This is a genomic window from Pedobacter frigiditerrae (genome assembly GCF_004331645.1).
Lineage (GTDB): Bacteria > Bacteroidota > Bacteroidia > Sphingobacteriales > Sphingobacteriaceae > Pedobacter > Pedobacter frigiditerrae.
The window spans coordinates 229,770-247,340 of record NZ_SJSK01000004.1 but is presented as its reverse complement, the minus strand read 5'-3'; the positions used below and the strand labels follow the sequence as shown (position 1 = coordinate 247,340).

The 17,571-nt window shown below is 36.8% G+C and carries 18 protein-coding genes and 1 tRNA gene; 13 read left to right on the top strand and 6 right to left on the bottom strand.

Annotated features, from left to right (window positions below; all coding sequences use genetic code 11):
- Positions 1–6 precede the first annotated feature (6 nt).
- Genes EZ428_RS16225 through EZ428_RS16200 form a run of 6 tightly spaced genes read left to right on the top strand, consistent with a single transcriptional unit; the run spans position 7 to position 5,480 of the window.
- Positions 7–1,320: an OmpA family protein gene (locus EZ428_RS16225; protein ID WP_131554235.1), complete on the top strand. Its 1,314-nt coding sequence runs from the start codon at positions 7–9 to the stop codon at positions 1,318–1,320.
- A 17-nt stretch (positions 1,321–1,337) separates the two neighbouring features.
- Positions 1,338–2,312, top strand: a complete 975-nt coding sequence (locus EZ428_RS16220; RefSeq protein ID WP_131554234.1) for a hypothetical protein — start codon at positions 1,338–1,340, stop codon at positions 2,310–2,312.
- Positions 2,313–2,317: 5 nt separating this feature from the next.
- On the top strand, positions 2,318–3,850 hold the full coding sequence (locus tag EZ428_RS16215; protein ID WP_131554233.1) for an RICIN domain-containing protein: 1,533 nt from the start codon (positions 2,318–2,320) through the stop codon (positions 3,848–3,850).
- Positions 3,851–3,874: 24 nt separating this feature from the next.
- Positions 3,875–4,405, top strand: a complete 531-nt coding sequence (locus tag EZ428_RS16210; protein WP_131554232.1) for a hypothetical protein — start codon at positions 3,875–3,877, stop codon at positions 4,403–4,405.
- Between the two features lie 36 nt (positions 4,406–4,441).
- Complete coding sequence (locus EZ428_RS16205; RefSeq protein ID WP_131554231.1) at positions 4,442–4,891, top strand: hypothetical protein; 450 nt, start codon at positions 4,442–4,444, stop codon at positions 4,889–4,891.
- Positions 4,892–4,919: 28 nt separating this feature from the next.
- On the top strand, positions 4,920–5,480 hold the full coding sequence (locus tag EZ428_RS16200) for a DUF4082 domain-containing protein (RefSeq protein ID WP_165501797.1): 561 nt from the start codon (positions 4,920–4,922) through the stop codon (positions 5,478–5,480).
- 276 nt (positions 5,481–5,756) lie between these two features.
- Here EZ428_RS16200 and katG read toward each other — a convergent pair whose 3' ends face one another.
- Together katG and EZ428_RS16185 are read right to left on the bottom strand one after the other, a co-directional pair.
- Positions 5,757–8,036: a catalase/peroxidase HPI gene (gene katG, locus EZ428_RS16190; protein WP_131554228.1), complete on the bottom strand. Its 2,280-nt coding sequence runs from the start codon at positions 8,034–8,036 to the stop codon at positions 5,757–5,759.
- A gap of 190 nt (positions 8,037–8,226) precedes the next feature.
- On the bottom strand, positions 8,227–8,544 hold the full coding sequence (locus EZ428_RS16185) for a DUF962 domain-containing protein (RefSeq protein WP_131554227.1): 318 nt from the start codon (positions 8,542–8,544) through the stop codon (positions 8,227–8,229).
- A 34-nt stretch (positions 8,545–8,578) separates the two neighbouring features.
- On the opposite strand from EZ428_RS16185, the gene EZ428_RS16180 reads away from it, so the two are divergent.
- Positions 8,579–9,829 (top strand): carboxypeptidase-like regulatory domain-containing protein, encoded by a 1,251-nt coding sequence (locus EZ428_RS16180; protein WP_131554226.1) that lies wholly within the window; start codon positions 8,579–8,581, stop codon positions 9,827–9,829.
- Positions 9,830–9,832: 3 nt separating this feature from the next.
- Here the strand turns inward: EZ428_RS16180 and EZ428_RS16175 are convergent, their stop codons facing one another.
- On the bottom strand, positions 9,833–10,468 hold the full coding sequence (locus tag EZ428_RS16175) for an HAD family hydrolase (protein ID WP_131554225.1): 636 nt from the start codon (positions 10,466–10,468) through the stop codon (positions 9,833–9,835).
- Positions 10,469–10,534: 66 nt separating this feature from the next.
- Between EZ428_RS16175 and EZ428_RS16170 the strand changes: the two genes are divergently transcribed.
- The 4 genes from EZ428_RS16170 to EZ428_RS16155 all read left to right on the top strand — a co-directional run bounded on the left by EZ428_RS16170 (position 10,535) and on the right by EZ428_RS16155 (position 13,087).
- A tRNA-Ile gene (locus EZ428_RS16170) sits at positions 10,535–10,608 on the top strand.
- A gap of 449 nt (positions 10,609–11,057) precedes the next feature.
- The gene (locus tag EZ428_RS16165) at positions 11,058–11,603 is read left to right on the top strand and encodes a hypothetical protein (protein ID WP_131554224.1); all 546 of its coding nucleotides are present in this window, start codon (positions 11,058–11,060) and stop codon (positions 11,601–11,603) included.
- A gap of 156 nt (positions 11,604–11,759) precedes the next feature.
- A complete protein-coding gene (locus EZ428_RS16160) occupies positions 11,760–12,317 on the top strand; it encodes a hypothetical protein (RefSeq protein WP_131554223.1) in 558 nt (185 codons plus the stop codon).
- Positions 12,318–12,859: 542 nt separating this feature from the next.
- On the top strand, positions 12,860–13,087 hold the full coding sequence (locus EZ428_RS16155; protein ID WP_131554222.1) for a hypothetical protein: 228 nt from the start codon (positions 12,860–12,862) through the stop codon (positions 13,085–13,087).
- 174 nt (positions 13,088–13,261) lie between these two features.
- On the opposite strand, the gene EZ428_RS16150 is transcribed toward EZ428_RS16155, so the two are convergent.
- From EZ428_RS16150 to EZ428_RS16140, 3 genes are all read right to left on the bottom strand, one after another.
- Entirely contained in the window at positions 13,262–13,753 is a 492-nt protein-coding gene (locus EZ428_RS16150; protein WP_131554221.1) for a hypothetical protein, read from the bottom strand.
- Between the two features lie 68 nt (positions 13,754–13,821).
- Positions 13,822–14,610 carry an SDR family oxidoreductase gene (locus EZ428_RS16145; protein WP_131554220.1) on the bottom strand — a complete coding sequence of 263 codons (789 nt, stop codon included), beginning with the start codon at positions 14,608–14,610 and terminating at the stop codon, positions 13,822–13,824.
- Positions 14,611–14,617: 7 nt separating this feature from the next.
- Positions 14,618–14,938 carry a cupin domain-containing protein gene (locus tag EZ428_RS16140; protein WP_131554219.1) on the bottom strand — a complete coding sequence of 107 codons (321 nt, stop codon included), beginning with the start codon at positions 14,936–14,938 and terminating at the stop codon, positions 14,618–14,620.
- Between the two features lie 153 nt (positions 14,939–15,091).
- On the opposite strand from EZ428_RS16140, the gene EZ428_RS16135 reads away from it, so the two are divergent.
- Positions 15,092–15,958: a DUF808 domain-containing protein gene (locus tag EZ428_RS16135; protein ID WP_131554218.1), complete on the top strand. Its 867-nt coding sequence runs from the start codon at positions 15,092–15,094 to the stop codon at positions 15,956–15,958.
- A 96-nt stretch (positions 15,959–16,054) separates the two neighbouring features.
- A complete protein-coding gene (locus tag EZ428_RS16130; protein WP_131554217.1) occupies positions 16,055–17,107 on the top strand; it encodes an endonuclease/exonuclease/phosphatase family protein in 1,053 nt (350 codons plus the stop codon).
- The last annotated feature ends 464 nt before the right edge of the window (positions 17,108–17,571 follow it).

Genomic DNA, 17,571 nt, shown 5'->3' with positions numbered 1-17,571 from the left:
TTAATAATGGCAACTAAATTATTTATATTATTAATGTTAATTTCTAGTGTATCCCAGGCACAAATTAACACAAAGGAAATTAAGCGTAATGCAGAAGGCCGAGTTAACGAAAGTTTAAACAAAGGTGTAAATGCAGGTATCGATAAAATTGAAAAAGGAATTGGTAGTATTTTTAAAGGCAAAAAAGCTAAAAATGCCGCAAAGGCGGATACATTAACTAACCGAACAACCGAACAACAGCCTGAAGAAAGTAGCCCTGCACCACAACAAAATTCTGATATTCTAAGGAAATTCGATTTTGTGCAGGGCGATAAAATTTTAGTGGTAGAAAATTTTAGCCAAGATAATTTGGGCGATTTCCCGACCAAATGGAGCACCAACAGCGGTGGTGAAATTGTAGAGCTAAATGGCGAACATTGGTTTAATGTAGGTAAAAACGGTGTGTTTATGCCCCAGTTTATCAATAATCTGCCTGATAATTTTACTTTAGAATTTGATGTAACCAGCAGCGCTAACTTCAATTTTTATAGCAATCCATTCAGTTTTTCTATTGCCGAACTGGCAAACCCAAATACGGATTACGTGAAATGGAAACAGTTTAATCGATTAGGTAGAAATGGTATAGAAGTAAGCATCCATCCTAAATCGGTGTCTACCTCAAATAGTAAAGGCACCACCAATTATCAGGTGTATACAAATGGCAATTATGGCGATAAGAATAAAGCCATGCAAAATGAATTTATTAGCGATGTTAAGCCAACCGTTCACGTTAGTATTTGGCGACAAAAAAACCGTTTACGTGTTTATTTAAATCAAGAAAAAGTATGGGATTTACCCAATGCCTTTTTTGATGGCAAAAAATACAATAGCATCTTATTTCAAACTGGAAATTTCAAGAAAGAGGAAGACAAATACTACATCAACAATTTAAGGTTGGCAGTAGGCAATCCTGATACCAGAAACAAATTGATTAACGAAGGCAAGTTTGTTTCATCGGGTATTTTGTTTGATGTAAACTCGGCAAATATCAAACCTGAATCATTAGGATTAATCAAATCCATCGCAGTTATTTTACAAGAGAACCCTATCGTTAAAATTAAAATAATTGGCCATACCGATAGCGATGGCGATGAGAAAGACAACCTTAAACTTTCAAAACAACGTGCTGATGCTTTAAAAATGATGCTAAGCACTGATTTTGGGATAGCTACAACCCGTATGCAAACAGATGGCAAAGGCGAGAGCATACCTGCAATGCCAAACACCAGCGAAATTAATAAGGCAAACAACCGCAGGGTTGAGTTCGTAAAAATTAAATAATACTAAAACTAAATACCATGAAAAAATTATCAATCATTTTTTGCCTTATACTAGTTTGTATAGGCGTAAGTGCACAAATAAATCCTAGAGTTGTTACTCCAATTGATAGAAATCCGTTGCCAATTGAAGCCATACAATTACCCACAACTACGCATATAGATAGAGTGGAAATTTACGAGCAACCCAATTTTGCTGGTCGGGTAGCAAAATACGCAAACGTTGTTGACCCATTTAGATACCCATTTACCAATAAGCGCAATATATCTCTAAAAGTTGCTCCAGGCCATGTTGCTTATATCAAGTTTGATGATGAATTTCAGCGTACTTTAATTTGTACTGGCGATTATCCAACCTTTGGTAACGTATTTAAAAGCAATATTTTATCTATCACCATAAAAGCTGCAAATACACAAAACATAAGCTTTAGTGGTTTCTCCTTACCCATACATAATAACGATTGCAAAAAAATGGCTGGTACTGTAAAAGTTAGGCTAATAGAAAAACTAGCCGATGGCAGTTATGTAGCCTGCCCAATTGTTAACGAAAATGGAACAGCGCTAAGCAATTACAAAACACAAGCTACTATGTTCTCGAAAATTGGTTTAGAAAGAGCCGAAGCAAATCAAATCAGAGATTTTATTTTTAATTCTGGTGCAACTGTTCCGGTTATTTCAAGTACAGTAGCATCAAATAAACCTGCTATAAAAGCTGTATTTATGGTAAGTAATTATGCTTTACAAAACGGAAATATTTTTGTAGAAGTGGTGCCAAATATTAGCGTTGGGCATAAGACTAGCGATTTAGCGACTGATTATTCATCTAATGTAAAAATGTTAGCTATTGATACCGACTTGATTAATTACAAAAATGCAGGCATGTATTTTTCATCAAAACCTTTTACTGTAAAAGGCAATCCAGATAATAATTACGGTAGCGCATCTGGTGTTGCTTATAGCATAATTAAAGACTTTAGAATTCATTTTAGCAAATAAACATTATGAAAAAGCTCATTTTTCTTCTCCTACTTTTCCCAACAATTGTACTTGCACAACTTAGGCCAGGGCGTTATACCATTAAATTAGATGCAAATAGCAAGGTTATGCAATTCAATGCAACATGGAATTTAATTTTAGCAAATGGCTGTGAGAATTTTAGTTGTACCGAGCAAATTTTTGATGTAATTGCCGTACCCGGAATGCCAAAATATTTCACTATTAAAAACCTTAAAAGCAACAAGTACCTTACTTTTAGCGAATTACAAGGTACACTTTCTGGCATAAGTCCGGCAGTGAAGCTAGAACCCTTAATGGCCGGTACCAATAAAAGATTTCAGCAGTTTTACATTACAACAGATAAGGATGTTTATTATACCATACAGCCAAAGGTGCTTACCAGCAGAAATGAAGTTTTTTTAGGCACACAATTTAGAGATGTAAATACTGGTGGCACAGCAGTACTTTTTGATTATAAAAATAGAGATTATAATCCTGTTGAGTACGACAAAACCACCAATATAATTTGGGTGTTTACTCCTGTACCACTTGGCACGGTAAGCAGAACACCTGTGGCTACACCAATGGTTGCAGATAGAACTTTACGCAGTGAGCCGGTTATTGTAGCGCCACCTTCAGCTAATAAAATTGATATCGATTTTAAAACTGGTGCCGATAACCTGGAAATGAAACCTTTTCAGGAAAATGTAGAAATAAGAATTTTAATTAGAAACAAAGCCGATGCGATTTTATTAAATTCGAACAAAGACCAAAATTGGCCAAATAACTCTATAAAAAGAGTAACAGTTCCTTTGCCTGCAGATATTACTGTTGATGACCTTCGAGAAATACATGTTTACAGAAACCGTAAAAATGGTGGCACACCCACCACTACCATATTCAACATTGCCGAAAAAGATAACTGGAACGTAAATAAAATATCAGCCACTGCTAAAATAAAAGAAAACGGCATGCTAAAAACCCATCGATTTAACGATTTTGTAAGTTCTGAAGGTATTACCAGACCGCTTTTTAGATTCGTTTACGAAGGTGGGGATGGTTCAAGCGAAGGGCAAGTTTTTAAAGGAGTTTTATCGAGCATAAGTGCAAGCAATCCTGCTACGCCAACACCAAGAACAGCAGTTGTAAATCCAATCGTTAAAATAGAAACTTTAACTGGCGGAGATGATTTACGTGGAGGAAATGACAACCTAAATATATTGATTAGATTAAAAATTAGACCAGTAAGAAATATTGCACTAAACAATATAAACGCAGGCAGAAACTGGCGCAACTTTACTGAAAAAACTACTATTAAAACCATTACTGCTGCACCCTTTAATTTTGATGATATTGAAGATATTGTGCTAAGGCATACTGGTGGCGGTGGTATTGGAGCCGACAACTGGTATTTAGACAAACTTAAAATTACACTAACCATTGGTGGCGAAACCAGGGTTTTAGTGGATCAAGTTGCTGCACCAATCCATTATTTTACAGGAGATAGCCGTTCAAAAACATTTCAAATTATTAGATAAAACGTGATGATAAAAAAATTATTAATGATAACTACGCTTTTGATAAGTGGGTTATGTAGTGCAAATGCGCAAAAAGGTAAAAAAACTGATGTAGTTGTTAACCCTAATGTTGCAGCTTCTAGAGCCTTGCCAGATTTAACTTTCGATCTTATACCTGTAATTGTAACTGGTGGTTCTGGCGTGGAAAAAGTTCCTGGAACAAAACAAGATGTAAGAATGTCCATCAATTTTATTGTAAAAAACATTGGAATGGTAAACGCCAAACCAAGTATGGTATATGCAGAATATAGCTATAAAGCAGCACATAGAGTGGGTTATGATATTCGTGAAACCATGATTCACATACAATCTGCACAAGTGCCAATACCAGCCGTAGCAATGGGAAAAGATGAATTAGTAAAGCAGGTATTTATATTTAGAAACACACCCGAAAATGCCTACGGCAAAGAAATAAAATTGAGGTTAGTTATTGTTCCTACAGGTGTTGGCAGTCAGAATGAGCTATCAAAAACCAATAATTCTTCTGCTGAGATAACAATGAATATGATCCCCTAAATAATTCTCTTTGGTAAACCTATAAATCTACATATAATGAAACTTTTAAAAACATCCGCTTTGCTAATTTTAATTGGATTGGCAACAGCAACTATGGCTCAAAAAAAAACAAACGAACAGGGCGACGATGCTCCTTGCCCGCTACCTAAGTACAAAAAAGGTCAAACATCAGCTGAAGTTAATCGGGAAACTATGGACTACGTGATGTGTAAACGAGAAAAGGAGAGAAAAATGAAGGAAAAAAGAGAGCAAGCAAACAAACAACGTGATATCGAGAATGAACAGAAAAAACGTGATCAGGAAGCGGCAAAAGAAAGAAGATTAGAAGCAATGCGTGCAGAAAGACAACCTAATAACAACTCCTCTACACAAAGAAACGACCCGCAAAAAGCAGCAGCACAACGAGCCCGAGAAGAAAGACAAAGATTAGCTCGTGAAAGAGCTGCTGAAGAAAGAAGAAATAAGAGAGCCGCTGAGGGAGGATAATTTTATAATAAATTTAAAATATCATAAAGTGAGAAAATTTTGCTTAGCCTTAATTACAAGCTGCTTGTTTTTTGGTTGTACCGTTTTAAAAAATGGCATCAGCTATAATGGTGAAGAAGGCATTTTTGCCAAATCATTTAATCAGTACCCAACCCAGTATAGAATAGTTGAAGATGGTGAGCCAAATTTTGAGTTGGGCATTGAATTTAAACCCCATAAAAATGGGCGTATTAGAGGTATTCGTATCAAAAATCCTCAAACAGGCAATTTGCGTTTATCTCTTTGGGATGCCGATGAAAAAAAATTGATTGACACTTACACTTATAATAATGGTAATCCGAGCAAATACAACTTTGGTTATTTTCAAATCCCTGTAAAAGCCAATAAAACCTATTGTTTAACCATTAACGTAAGGCAGTATTATTACCACGTTTTAACATTTGACAGGTTGCCGTTAAAACTACAAGAAATAAGCCTTACCAGTAGCGTTTATGCGGAAGGTAAATATCAACGTTATCCTGAGTTTAAAATCGATAACGTATTACATGGCCTAATTGATTTGGATTTTGAATGGGAAGTAGCTAATTAAAGTGGATGCTGGAGGCCGTTTATAGCTATAATTCTAAATTTTATAGCATTTCAAATTTTATGGATTGTTGCAGATAGGAAAGCTTATAACATGCCAAACCTACTTCACTATAAAATAGCCAATAGCCAACCAAACTAAACCTTTAACCAAGAAAAACATAAAACCCCAAAAGCCGAGCTTTTTAACCCATATTTTTAGTTTTTCTTTTTGCTCTGGTTTCATATTGAAGAAAACTTTGCCAATCTTTTACAGATTGACAAAGTATACATTGCTTATTTATTTAGCTAAATCAAAACGATCTAAGTTCATTACCTTATTCCAGGCAGCTACAAAATCCTTTACAAATTTGTCTTTTGCATCGCTACTCGCATACACCTCAGCAATTACCCTTAATTCAGAATTAGAACCAAATACCAAATCGGCACGAGTTGCAGTCCATTTTAGCTCACCGCTGTTTCTGTCTCTACCCTCAAAAGATTGTTGGTAATGGTCTACAGATTTCCACGCGGTCTCCATATCTAGCAAATTCACAAAGAAATCGTTAGTTAACACCGCTGTTTTATCAGTTAAGACACCATGTTTAGATCCATCGAAATTAGTGTCTAACACACGTAAACCACCTACTAAAACTGCCATTTCTGGAGCAGTTAAGGTTAATAATTGTGCTTTATCAATTAATAAAGCTTCAGTAGAAATGCTAGAGTTACCTTTTTGATAATTCCTAAAACCATCTGCCAATGGCTCCATTGCGCTGAAAGATTCTACATCAGTTTCTGCTTGTGAGGCATCAGCACGGCCAGCCGTAAAAGGAACCTTAACATCGTGACCAGCATTTTTTGCTGCTTTTTCAACTCCAGCACATCCCGCCAGGACGATTAAATCTGCCAGTGAAACTTTTTTGCCACCTGTTTGCACGCCGTTAAAGTCATTTTGAATCTGTTCTAAAACACTTAATACTTTATCCAACGAAGCTGAGCTGTTTACCTTCCAATATTTTTGAGGAGCTAAACGGATGCGAGCACCATTAGCACCACCACGTTTGTCAGAACCTCTAAAAGTAGAAGCTGAGGCCCAGGCTGCAGCTACCAATTGAGCAACTGATAAGCCGCTTGCTAAAATCGTTTCTTTTAAGCTTGCAATATCCTTATCATCAATTAATTGATGGTCTACTGCAGGGATAGGGTCTTGCCATAATAATACTTCTGCTGGCACATCTGGACCTAAGTAAAGTGCTCTTGGCCCCATGTCTCTATGTGTTAATTTAAACCAAGCACGAGCAAAAGCATCAGCAAACTGATCAGGGTTTTCTAAGAAACGTCTAGATATTTTTTCGTATGCGGGATCTAATCTTAAAGATAAATCGGTAGTAAGCATACTTGGTTTATGTTTTTTAGTAGCATCATAGGCATCTGGAATGATGGCTTCTGCATTTTTTGCCACCCATTGGTGTGCGCCAGCAGGACTTTTGGTTAATTCCCATTCAAAGGCGAAAAGGTTTTCGAAAAAGTTATTACTCCATTGTGTAGGTGTGGTTGTCCATGTTACTTCTAATCCACTGGTAATGGTATCAGGTCCTTTTCCCGAACCAAAACTATTACTCCAACCAAAACCTTGCTGTTCCATGCTTCCAGCCTCTGGCTCTTTGCCTACATGGTCTGAAGAAGCTGCACCATGTGTTTTTCCGAATGTATGTCCGCCTGCTATTAAGGCCACTGTTTCTTCATCATTCATTGCCATACGGGCAAAAGTTTCACGAATGTCTCTTGCTGCAGCAATTGGGTCTGGATTTCCATCTGGTCCTTCTGGGTTTACATAAATTAAACCCATATGCGCAGCGCCTAACGGTTTTTCTAAATCGTGAGAGTGTTCTTTTCCATCCGCATTTTCATCAGATGAGACAACACCGTGTGCTGCAACACCTTCTTTTCCCCTCGAATAGCGTTCATCGTTACCTAGCCAAGTGGTTTCAGAACCCCAATAAATATCTTCACTAGCTTCCCAAACATCGGCACGGCCACCAGCAAAACCAAAGGTTTTAAAACCCATTGATTCTAAGGCTACGTTGCCTGTAAGTACCATTAAATCTGCCCAAGATATTTTATTTCCGTATTTCTGTTTAATAGGCCAAAGCAAACGACGAGCTTTATCTAAACTCACATTATCTGGCCAACTGTTTAATGGGGCAAAACGTTGTTGCCCTTGTCCGGCACCACCTCTACCATCGCCTACACGGTAAGTACCAGCACTATGCCAAGCCATGCGAATAAATAAACCACCATAATGGCCAAAATCTGCAGGCCACCAATCTTGCGAATCTGTCATTAAAGCAGTTAGGTCTTTTTTCAAACCCTCTAAATCAAGGCTATTGAATGCTGCGGCATAGTCAAAGTCATCGCCCATTGGGTTTGATAAAGAGGAGTGTTGACGAAGGATTTGGACATTTAATTTATTGGGCCACCAATCACGGTTTTTTGTACCGCCATTAATTGCATTGCTGTTCATGCTACCATTGTGAAATGGGCATTTGCTGATGTCGCCGTTTGGGTTATTTTCCATTGTACATTGTTTTGTTTAAAAGAAGCCGATTGTTCAGATATTTGGTAAATCCTTAAAAAAGGATGCAAACTAATTTAGTGAAAGCAATCAATAAATCAATTAGAATAGATTGCTTTCTCGTTGTAAACAAATCTATATAGAATGGATTGGGAAAGCAAAAGCTTTTTATCTATAGGGATATAGGCAAAAACTATTTGACCCTAAATGGTTGTTTACCGCTTAATAAATCCCAAAAAAGCATAAAATCACTTGCCAAGCTATAACCAGGATATTGAAATGTGGCGGGTTTATTCTTTTCGAAGAAGAAATGCCCGACCCAAGCAAATCCATAACCAATAAATGGAACAACTACCAAAAACCGCCAGTCGTGAAAAAGCATGGCGGCAATAACACATAAGATTAATAGGGCAGTGCCGATGAAATGTAAAATGCGACTGGTTAAATTTCTGTGCTCAGTTAAATAAAAAGGATAGAATTCTTTTAGGGATGTAAATCTTTTTTCGCTCATTCTAAATCTTTAGTTATATTTCAATATTAAAATTATGAAAAAAATATTAATCTTTTTTTTGTTGTTCTTAGCTGTAGGAACTCAAGCGCAAACTATTATTACAGGGAAGGTCGTTGATGAAAAGACCAATGTAAGTCTTGCTGGAATTACCATCTACATCAATAGTAGCACAATTGGAACCACTACAGACAACGATGGGAAATTTATCCTCAGTGTTCCATACAATGGAAAAGTAGAACTAGTAGCTTCTCACTTAAATTACGAAAAGAAAATAGTACTCATTACGCCAAATAAAAATGAAATACTTTTAATTGCTTTAAAACCTCAAAGCAATACTTTAAAAGAAGTTGTTGTTAAAGGTAAAAAGATTAAAAGTGAAAATTTTAACAAATGGGGAGATCTATTTACTAAGATATTAATGGGAACAGATCTTCATTTTGCTGTGAATGCAAAAATAAAGAATCCAGAGACGTTGTCTTTTTATTTCGACAAAGAATCAAATGAGTTAATAGCTTATGCAAAAGAACCATTAGTTATAGAAAACTCAATGCTAGCCTATCGCATTAAATTAGATCTAGAAAATTTTAAATATGCTTTTAACACAGACGTATTGCAATTTGAATACTCTACATTTTTTGAAGAGCTGCTAATTACAAAAGGAAAAGAGGCCATGGTAAGGGCATGGAGAGCCTCTGCCTATTATGGGTCTCAAATGCATTTCATGAGGTCTGTTTATCAGAATAACTTAACTAATGATGGGTTCAGGCTTTATGCTTATCGGACTCATAAAAACAAGGAAAAGGAACGGGTTCGTAAAATCATTCAATTGAAAATAGCAGAAATTTACGCAGAGAAAAATAATCCAAATTATGATATCAAATATCTCTTTAAGGATCGTGATACCATTGGCTATTATCAAATGATCATGAAACAAAATGATATTGTGGCCCTAGATACTTCGCGAGTTTCTTTAAGAAAGCTAGCTGTATTAAATAGGCAGTTAGATGTGGTTAAATTTAATTTTAAGGATACCATAATGGTAACTTACAAGCCTAACGAATTGGCTAGGCAAAATATGAGTGTAAAGCCAGTTGAAACTGTTGTGGCAAAAGATAGTCATGGTAAAACTAAGGACCAAAGCAGTTACATGTATTTTGTTGAAGATGGAGGGATAAGTGTGCAGAGCAATGGTTATTTCCCAGAATTAAGATTGTTTGTTTACGGCAATATGTCTGAAAGAAGGATAGCCCAAGTTTTACCTTGGGATTATGACCCCGATAAGTGATAGCTAAAGTATAGCATTAGTTTCTAAGAATTCTCTTAATTGTTCTGGGTGTTTATCCATCAATAATGTATGTAAGCCAGCTTTTTTGGCACCGGCTAGGTGTTGCGGACTATCATCAATAAAAAGGGTTTCTGCGGGATCTAGGTTGTTATCTTTAATAACCTGCTCAAAAATGTTAAGGTTAGGCTTACGTAAACCCATGTGTTGCGAAAAGTAGGCCTTTTCGAATAAATCGTCATAGTTGCTAATGCCAAATTGTTCTTGGATGTGATTAACTATCCAATCGTAGTGAATTTCATTGCTATTACTCAGTAAAAAAGTGCGGTATTTAGCTTTTGCTTCCAGTAAAACGTCATGGTTTCCTTTAGAAACGCCAATTAATAAACTGTTCCAAGCGGCATCAATCTGTTCGTCGCTAAGGCTAGGGTTATTGGCTGCAGCCCTAATTCCGTCCCTAAATTGGTTTCTACTGATCTTCGACATCTCTAAATCGTCAAATAAGGAGTTATGTCCTTTATGGGCAAAAAATGCATCGATATCTGATATACCTAATTGACTAAAAGCTTCTTGCGTGATTTTAAAGTTGATCTCGAAGATGACATTGCCATAATCGAAAATAATATTTTTTATATTTTCCATAAAAAGTGTTTCCAAAATTCGATGCAAATATGTAACATTGCACTCGCAAAACCTAATACGTTTTCGGCGCCTATAGCTCAGTTGGTTAGAGTAGAAGACTCATAATCTTTTGGTCCCTGGTTCGAGCCCAGGTGGGCGCACTGAAAAAAAGCATCCAATAGGATGCTTTTTTTATGCATAGATGGGCGAGAAGTTTATCCCGATCCTTCATCGGGAAGCCCAGGAGGGCGCACTGATAAAGAAAGCTTAATCTTAACTGATTAGGCTTTTTTTGTGCCCGAATTTTTTATACGCCTATTGGTTATTTATCATACTATATTGTATAGCATAAATTAGAGATATAAAATCTACATTTTTTTAAATATATTTAAAAAAGGATGATCATTATCAGACCTATCTACCGAAAAATGGATGGATAGGTCTGATGATGTAAGACCTATATGCAAGTTGGCGGTAATTTTTCGGACACATAATAATCCTTGAAATTATAGCTAAAACACTGCTTTGATTTAATTCACAGACTTTTACATTAACACATAACGGACAAGCCGAACACCGTATTAAGAAGTAAGCATTTAAAAGATAAAAAATGAAAGATTTAAATCTACTGCCAGATGACAGAGAGCTTTATGTTGAATGGTCAACGGAATGGATTTCAAAATTGATTAAGATTTTCAGGGACAATGATAATCTTAATGAGTTATTGTTTTTTCTTGAGAGTTCCAAAGAAAACATCAAAACATCGACCAATTTTGGTAATGACATTAAGCGGCTATTAAAAGAAAAAGGACTTAACAAAATATCTCGTGACGCCAGAATTGTTATGTTGAGTGCTCATTGTCCAAAACGTCCAGACCCACAATATCCTAGGAAAATTGTCAGAGACAGCTACGCTTCATTTGAAAATATGAGCGAAACAAAAAACATTCACTTGCTTTTAGAATGGGACACAGGTGGATTTTATAGAACAATTATTAAACCAGGTGAAATTGCTGAAGTAACATTTAACAGCAATAAGGCATTTGTTTGCCATAGAAGTGATGGTGGTGATTACACTTCTTGCCCTGCGAAAAATGTTGTAGCTCAGGCTGATGACTATTTTCAATTAGAAGAAAATGGTGAATATTCTCAATAAAACTGCCATCAACATCGGTTTGGCAATATGGCGGCTGAAGTGCTTCTATAAAATATTTGTGCAAGGTTCAGCAGTAATTCTATTGAACATTTGTGCTAAAAATCCGCCGCATCGCAAATCTACAAAACGTTAGATGTACTTAAACAAATTGAAATTATGGATGATAAATTTATAATAACAACAATTGTCACTATTGCCTTAGCGGTCATTGGCTATTTAGCGAAATATGCAAATGACATTAACATCGCAAACAGAAAAGACAAACTTGAACGAATTAATCGTCAGTTAAAGGAATTTTACGGGCCATTGTTAAGTTTAATGTCTTCATCAAACGCTTCTTGGATAGAATTTAGGAATAAATATCGAAGCAACATCATTTCATATTTTGATAAAAATAATCCTCCGACAGAAGAAGAAAAGGAAATTTGGAGAAATTGGATGAAGACGATTTTTATTCCAATCAATGAAAAAGCATATGAGATAATTATCAAGAATAGTGATTTAATTATTGGAAATGAATTCCCTGCATGCTTTAAGGACTTTTGTGCCCACGTTGAAACTTATCGACCTATATTAAAGAAGTGGAATGAAAATGACTTTACTGAACATACAGCACTTTTGAATTATCCAATTGAAATTATAGAATATATTGAAGGTGGATATAGAGAAATAAAATTAGAACAAAACAAACTTATTAAAATGAGCTGCAGCTAAGAGTGGATTTGCAATACGTTATTGTCAATTGCTAGAAACATTGCTGAATTTAAACTAAATTGATATGGCTAGAAAAGTATATTACAGCAAACTGGGGGTTATGCCAAAAGTGGCCACTTATTACGCTCCAAAGTGGTCACTCCGTTTCGCTTGAAACTGGTTAATCGGCTGATTTTAAGGTTTTTTAAGACTCTGAATCCGTGTTCTGGGCTGATGTGTCGGATGTCGGCATGATAAAGAATTTGTGGGCTTAAAATTGCCTAAATCCGATAATATACTAGTGGTTTTGTTGACCTGTCTGTTGAGGTCAGTATTATCACCAACCAAAAAACAATTAAAGTTTTTTATATTGCCTTAATGCACTCTAACATAGAATTCTTCACAGCAACCTGTTTAAATTGGCGAAATCTATTATCCAAGGAGAAACATATGGAGATTGTTCTTTCTAGCTTAAAGTTTTTGGTAAATGATAAAAGAATTTGGCTTTATGGATATGTCTTAATGCCAAACCACGTACATATACTTTGGCGTAGACAAGATTTGTGGTTAGAGAAAAGCTTCAGCAACAATTTTTAAAATATACAGCTCAGCAATTAAAATTTAATCTGATTGCAAATCATCCCAATGAATTAGAAAATTTCAAAAGCTCTCAAGCAGATAGAAACTATCATTTTTGGGGAAGAAGGCCTTTTAATGCAACAATGAATAGTAGAAAAATTCTTGAACAAAAATTAGATTATATCCATCAAAATCCAGTCCGTAAAGGATGATGTAATTTACCAGAAGATTACATCTATTCTTCAGCTAAATATTATTTAGATGCCGAAGAAAACACATTGATTACTCATTATGGAACATATTTAAATAAAAGTGGTTGGTGATAACACCAACCAAAGGAAAAATAAATACGTGATCAGCAATTACGTTTTCTTTAACCAAGATTATTAATTAGTGAATAGTGACGGGAAAAAATACTTAATTAAGTTTACCAAAACAGCAAAACCAATTATCATCAGTACTAAATAGAAGGTACGTCGTGTTTTTAATTGAAATGCTACAAAAAATGATAGGATTGCTGCAAATATCGAAATACCAATCACCCCAGTTAAAAGATATTGCAATCTTTCATTGAAGCCTTCTACATTCAAAAAAGGCTGGCGAATAGCTTGAAAGATTGTCTCCGAGATTAAACAAGTTATTGCTCCTAATGTAGTGAGTTTGTAGATCGAAGCGCTTGGATGTTGTCTTAAAAACTCTTTACTTGAAAAGATTAAAATAAGCAGGATCGTTACAAATAGAAGAAGACCATCAAGTCGAAGAGGAGTGCTTGGAATATATTTTGGTATATTGAATGGAGAATACAAGAGAAGCAACCACTCTATAAGCAAAGCAGTCAGTAGCAGTAAACTATATTTAAATAATAATTTTTTTTTCATAGAGTAAAGTTAGTTGTCTGAAAAATAATTAATAGAGCTCATAGCTGTCCCGAAATTATATTAGGAAGCTAGTTACTCTTCCCGAGTCCGCCATCTATTGGAATATTGATACCCGTGATGTAGCTGGCATATTCAGAGGCCAAAAAGCAGGCTAAATGGCCATATTCTTCCGGTTTCCCGAAGCGCTTCATCGGTATTTGGCTTTCCCTTTGGTCCTTGATTTCTTGATGGCTTTTTCCAGATCCCTCGGCCTCGGTTTCGATCAGGTGTTTTAGGCGGTCTGTATAGAATAGGCCTGTCATGATGTTATTAACGGTGATGCCATCTGCTGCAAGCTCTGTTGCGAGTGTTTTTGCCCAAGCCGCAGTGGCCGAACGGATGCTGTTAGAAAGCGCCAAGTTTGCAATGGGTTCCTTAACAGAAATGGAGGATACGTTAATGATCCTGCCAAATTTTTGAGCTTTCATGTGCTTTAAGGCAAGCAAAGTGGTCTGACAAACAGACTTGAAAAGCAAGTCAAAGGCTTGCTGGTATTCATTTATGCCCAGTTCGGTTGCCTTTCCTGCCATTGGACCATTGGTATTGTTTACCAAAATGTCGATGGTATTGTTTTCGAAAAAGCTTGTGATTTTGGTGTCAAATGACTGGAAGTCTGAAAAATCGACTTTCAGATAGCTATGGCGCTGATTTGGATGAATGCTTGGGAGTTGTTTGATGAGTTGTTCCATCCGCAGCTCATCACGAGCCATCAAGGTAACATTTGCGCCACATTGCGCAAGCTCAGTTGCAATGGCAAGGCCGATGCCCTGCGAACTTGCACCCACTAAGGCGTTTTTATCTTTCAGTTCTATTTTCATAGGTTGGTTATAAGGCTTTGTAATCTTCCCTAACAGGAAGAAAAATGTCAAGCAGTTTACAATCGGTTAGCGCAATGCCACTATGCTCCACGTATGGAGGGATAACAGCAATCATCCCTGGGCTGTATACATTTGTCTCCCCATTAAATGTGAGCTGAAATTGCCCTTCCCGTACCTCGGTAATCTGCTCATGCAAATGGCTATGGGCAGGGAGGATTGACCCCTTATCAATTTCCCAAAAACCAAGGGTAGAGTGTTTGGTATGCACAAACCTGCCATGGAAACCAGGAATTACGTCTTTAACGGGAAGCGTATCTATTGCTATCATATTTTTTTATCGTTTGGGTAAATTTAGCAAATCAGAATTTACGGAGAGATGGCTAAATGTAAAATTCTTGGGCAAATGCTGCAATCATTTAACCTCTTTATTGCATAAGGCAGATCGATTGTCTATTTTGCGACATTACGAAAAAGATAAGATATGGCTTCAGGTTTTTTTGCAATTTTAGATGATATAGCAGCTTTAATGGATGATGTTGCCTTGGCAGCAAAAGTAGCAACCAAAAAAACGGCAGGTATACTTGGCGATGATTTAGCCGTTAATGCAGAGAAGGCGACGGGTTTTCTTTCTTCTCGAGAAATTCCAGTTTTATGGGCAATTACTAAAGGGTCTTTATTGAATAAGTTAATCATTGTGCCTATTGCGTTATTGCTAAATGCCTTTTTTCCCGTCGCCATTAAATTTATATTGGTTATTGGAGGCTTTTATTTAGCCTATGAGGGGGTCGAAAAAATAGTCGAGTACCTATTCCATAAAAAAAAGGAGGTGCACCCAGCCGCCACCGACGTGATTGAAGATGCTGCAGTAGCAGAAAAAGCAAAAGTGAAGTCGGCAGTGCTTACCGATTTTATCCTGTCTGTAGAGATTGTGATTATTGCCTTGGGTACAGCCTTAGAAAGTAGTACAACCATCCAGATCTTGACGGTTTCGGTAGTGGCTTTACTAGCAACTATTGGCGTTTATGGTATTGTGGCACTCATTGTAAGAATGGACGATTTAGGCTTTAGGCTCATTAAAAGCTCTGGCGAAAAGGGAATTTTAAATGCCTTGGGGGTTTTCTTGGTGAAGGCTCTTCCTATTATCATCAAGGTATTGGCTTTTGTTGGTACCATTGCATTGATATTGGTTTCTGGAGGTATTTTTGTCCATAATATACCCTTTCTGCACCATCTTTTTCCATCCATTCCAAGTATCATCACCGAATTTGGGATCGGTTTAATCGCCGGGCTTATTGTTGTTGTATTTGTGTATTTTGGTAAAAAGCTTTATTCCTTGTTCAGGAAATAATTTGGGTAATGGCTGCTCTCCTTGCTTAGCTGATTTAGGCCTTAGTTAAGCCGAATAAATACCTACTTTTAATTTTTATCCAAACCAATCTCCCTCATGCATCAAACACTTTTCTACGTCTCTCTCTTCATGGTGTGCTTAACCTTGATCCCATTGGTGCGTAACGATTTTTGGATCTTTAGGGTATTTGAATATCCAAGATTACAGAAATTAACAGTAAATGCCCTATTGATTGTATTGAACGCCTGTTTTTTACCTGTTACAGTTGCTGAGCAAGTGGTGTTTTTGGTACTTTTAATTAATGCCTGTTACCTGGCCTATCAAATTTTGCCATTTACCGTTTTCGCCAAAAAACAGATCATAGCGGCAAGAAAACCAAATGGCGATCATAATATTTCACTATTAATAGCCAATGTTTACCAAGATAACCGGAAGAGCGAAAGTTACCTTCGATTGATTGAAAAATGTGATCCTGATGTAATATTGATGGTAGAGACCAACCAATGGTGGCAAGATCAGATTGATATAATTAGCAAGCACTATCCGCATCAGCTCAAGCTACCGCTCGAAAATACCTATGGGATGATGTTTTATTCGAGGTTAGCCTTACGCGAGGGAAGTATTAATTTTTTAGTGGAAGATGATATTCCTTCCATTGAGGTAGATGTTCAACTAAAGGCGGGGCAGTGGGTAAGGTTATATTGTTTGCATCCAAAGCCACCCGTTCCACAAGAAAACCCTCGCTCTACCGAAAGAGATAAAGAAATTTTAATGATAGGAGAAAGGGCAAAGACTTGCAAACTGCCTGTAATTGTAATGGGCGATTTGAACGATGTGGCCTGGAGTTACACTACTGAGCTCTTTGGAAAAGTAAGTGGTTTGTTGGACCCGAGAAGGGGAAGAGGATTTTTTAATAGCTTTAATGCCAAGTACTTTTTTCTGCGTTTTCCATTAGACCATATCTTTTGCTCTGCAGATTTTACCCTATCGGGTATCAAAAGAATGGAGAGCTGTGGTTCAGACCATTTTCCCATGTGTGTAAATTTACAGTATGATCCACCTGCCGAAAAGCTGAACGAAAAACCGATAGCAGATGCCAATGATTTGGAAATTGCCGATGAGAAGTTAAATGCAGCTACCTCAACCTAAGTTTTGTACGAAAAAGCTTTTTTCATTCCTTTTTTCGTAAATTACTACCTTCCTCATAACGCTCCATTGGAGTTTATTCGCCTATACCACAAAGCCTGTAAGAACGAAGGGTAAACGTAAGATGAACGAAGGATGAACGAAGGATGGACGTAGGATGGTACTACTACCGCTAAGTCTCCACTAATGTTTAGTTAATGCTTTCGCATCGCTCTTATATAGCTTAAACTTCAAACACCTTTTTCGTTTATTGCTAAAACTCCACAACTCAACAACTCAGCCCTTACCGCGGTCTAACTCTGCTCTTGCCAGGGCCTATAACTACAAGCTACTAAGTAGGCACCTTGTAGGCACCTAGTAGGGTACTGCTTCGATAAAAGCCCTAGAAAACAGGGCTGTTGATGCTAATTTACTCGATTAGAGTAGGTTTTGGCCTACAGGAACGCTAGAAACGCGGTTTTACTTCG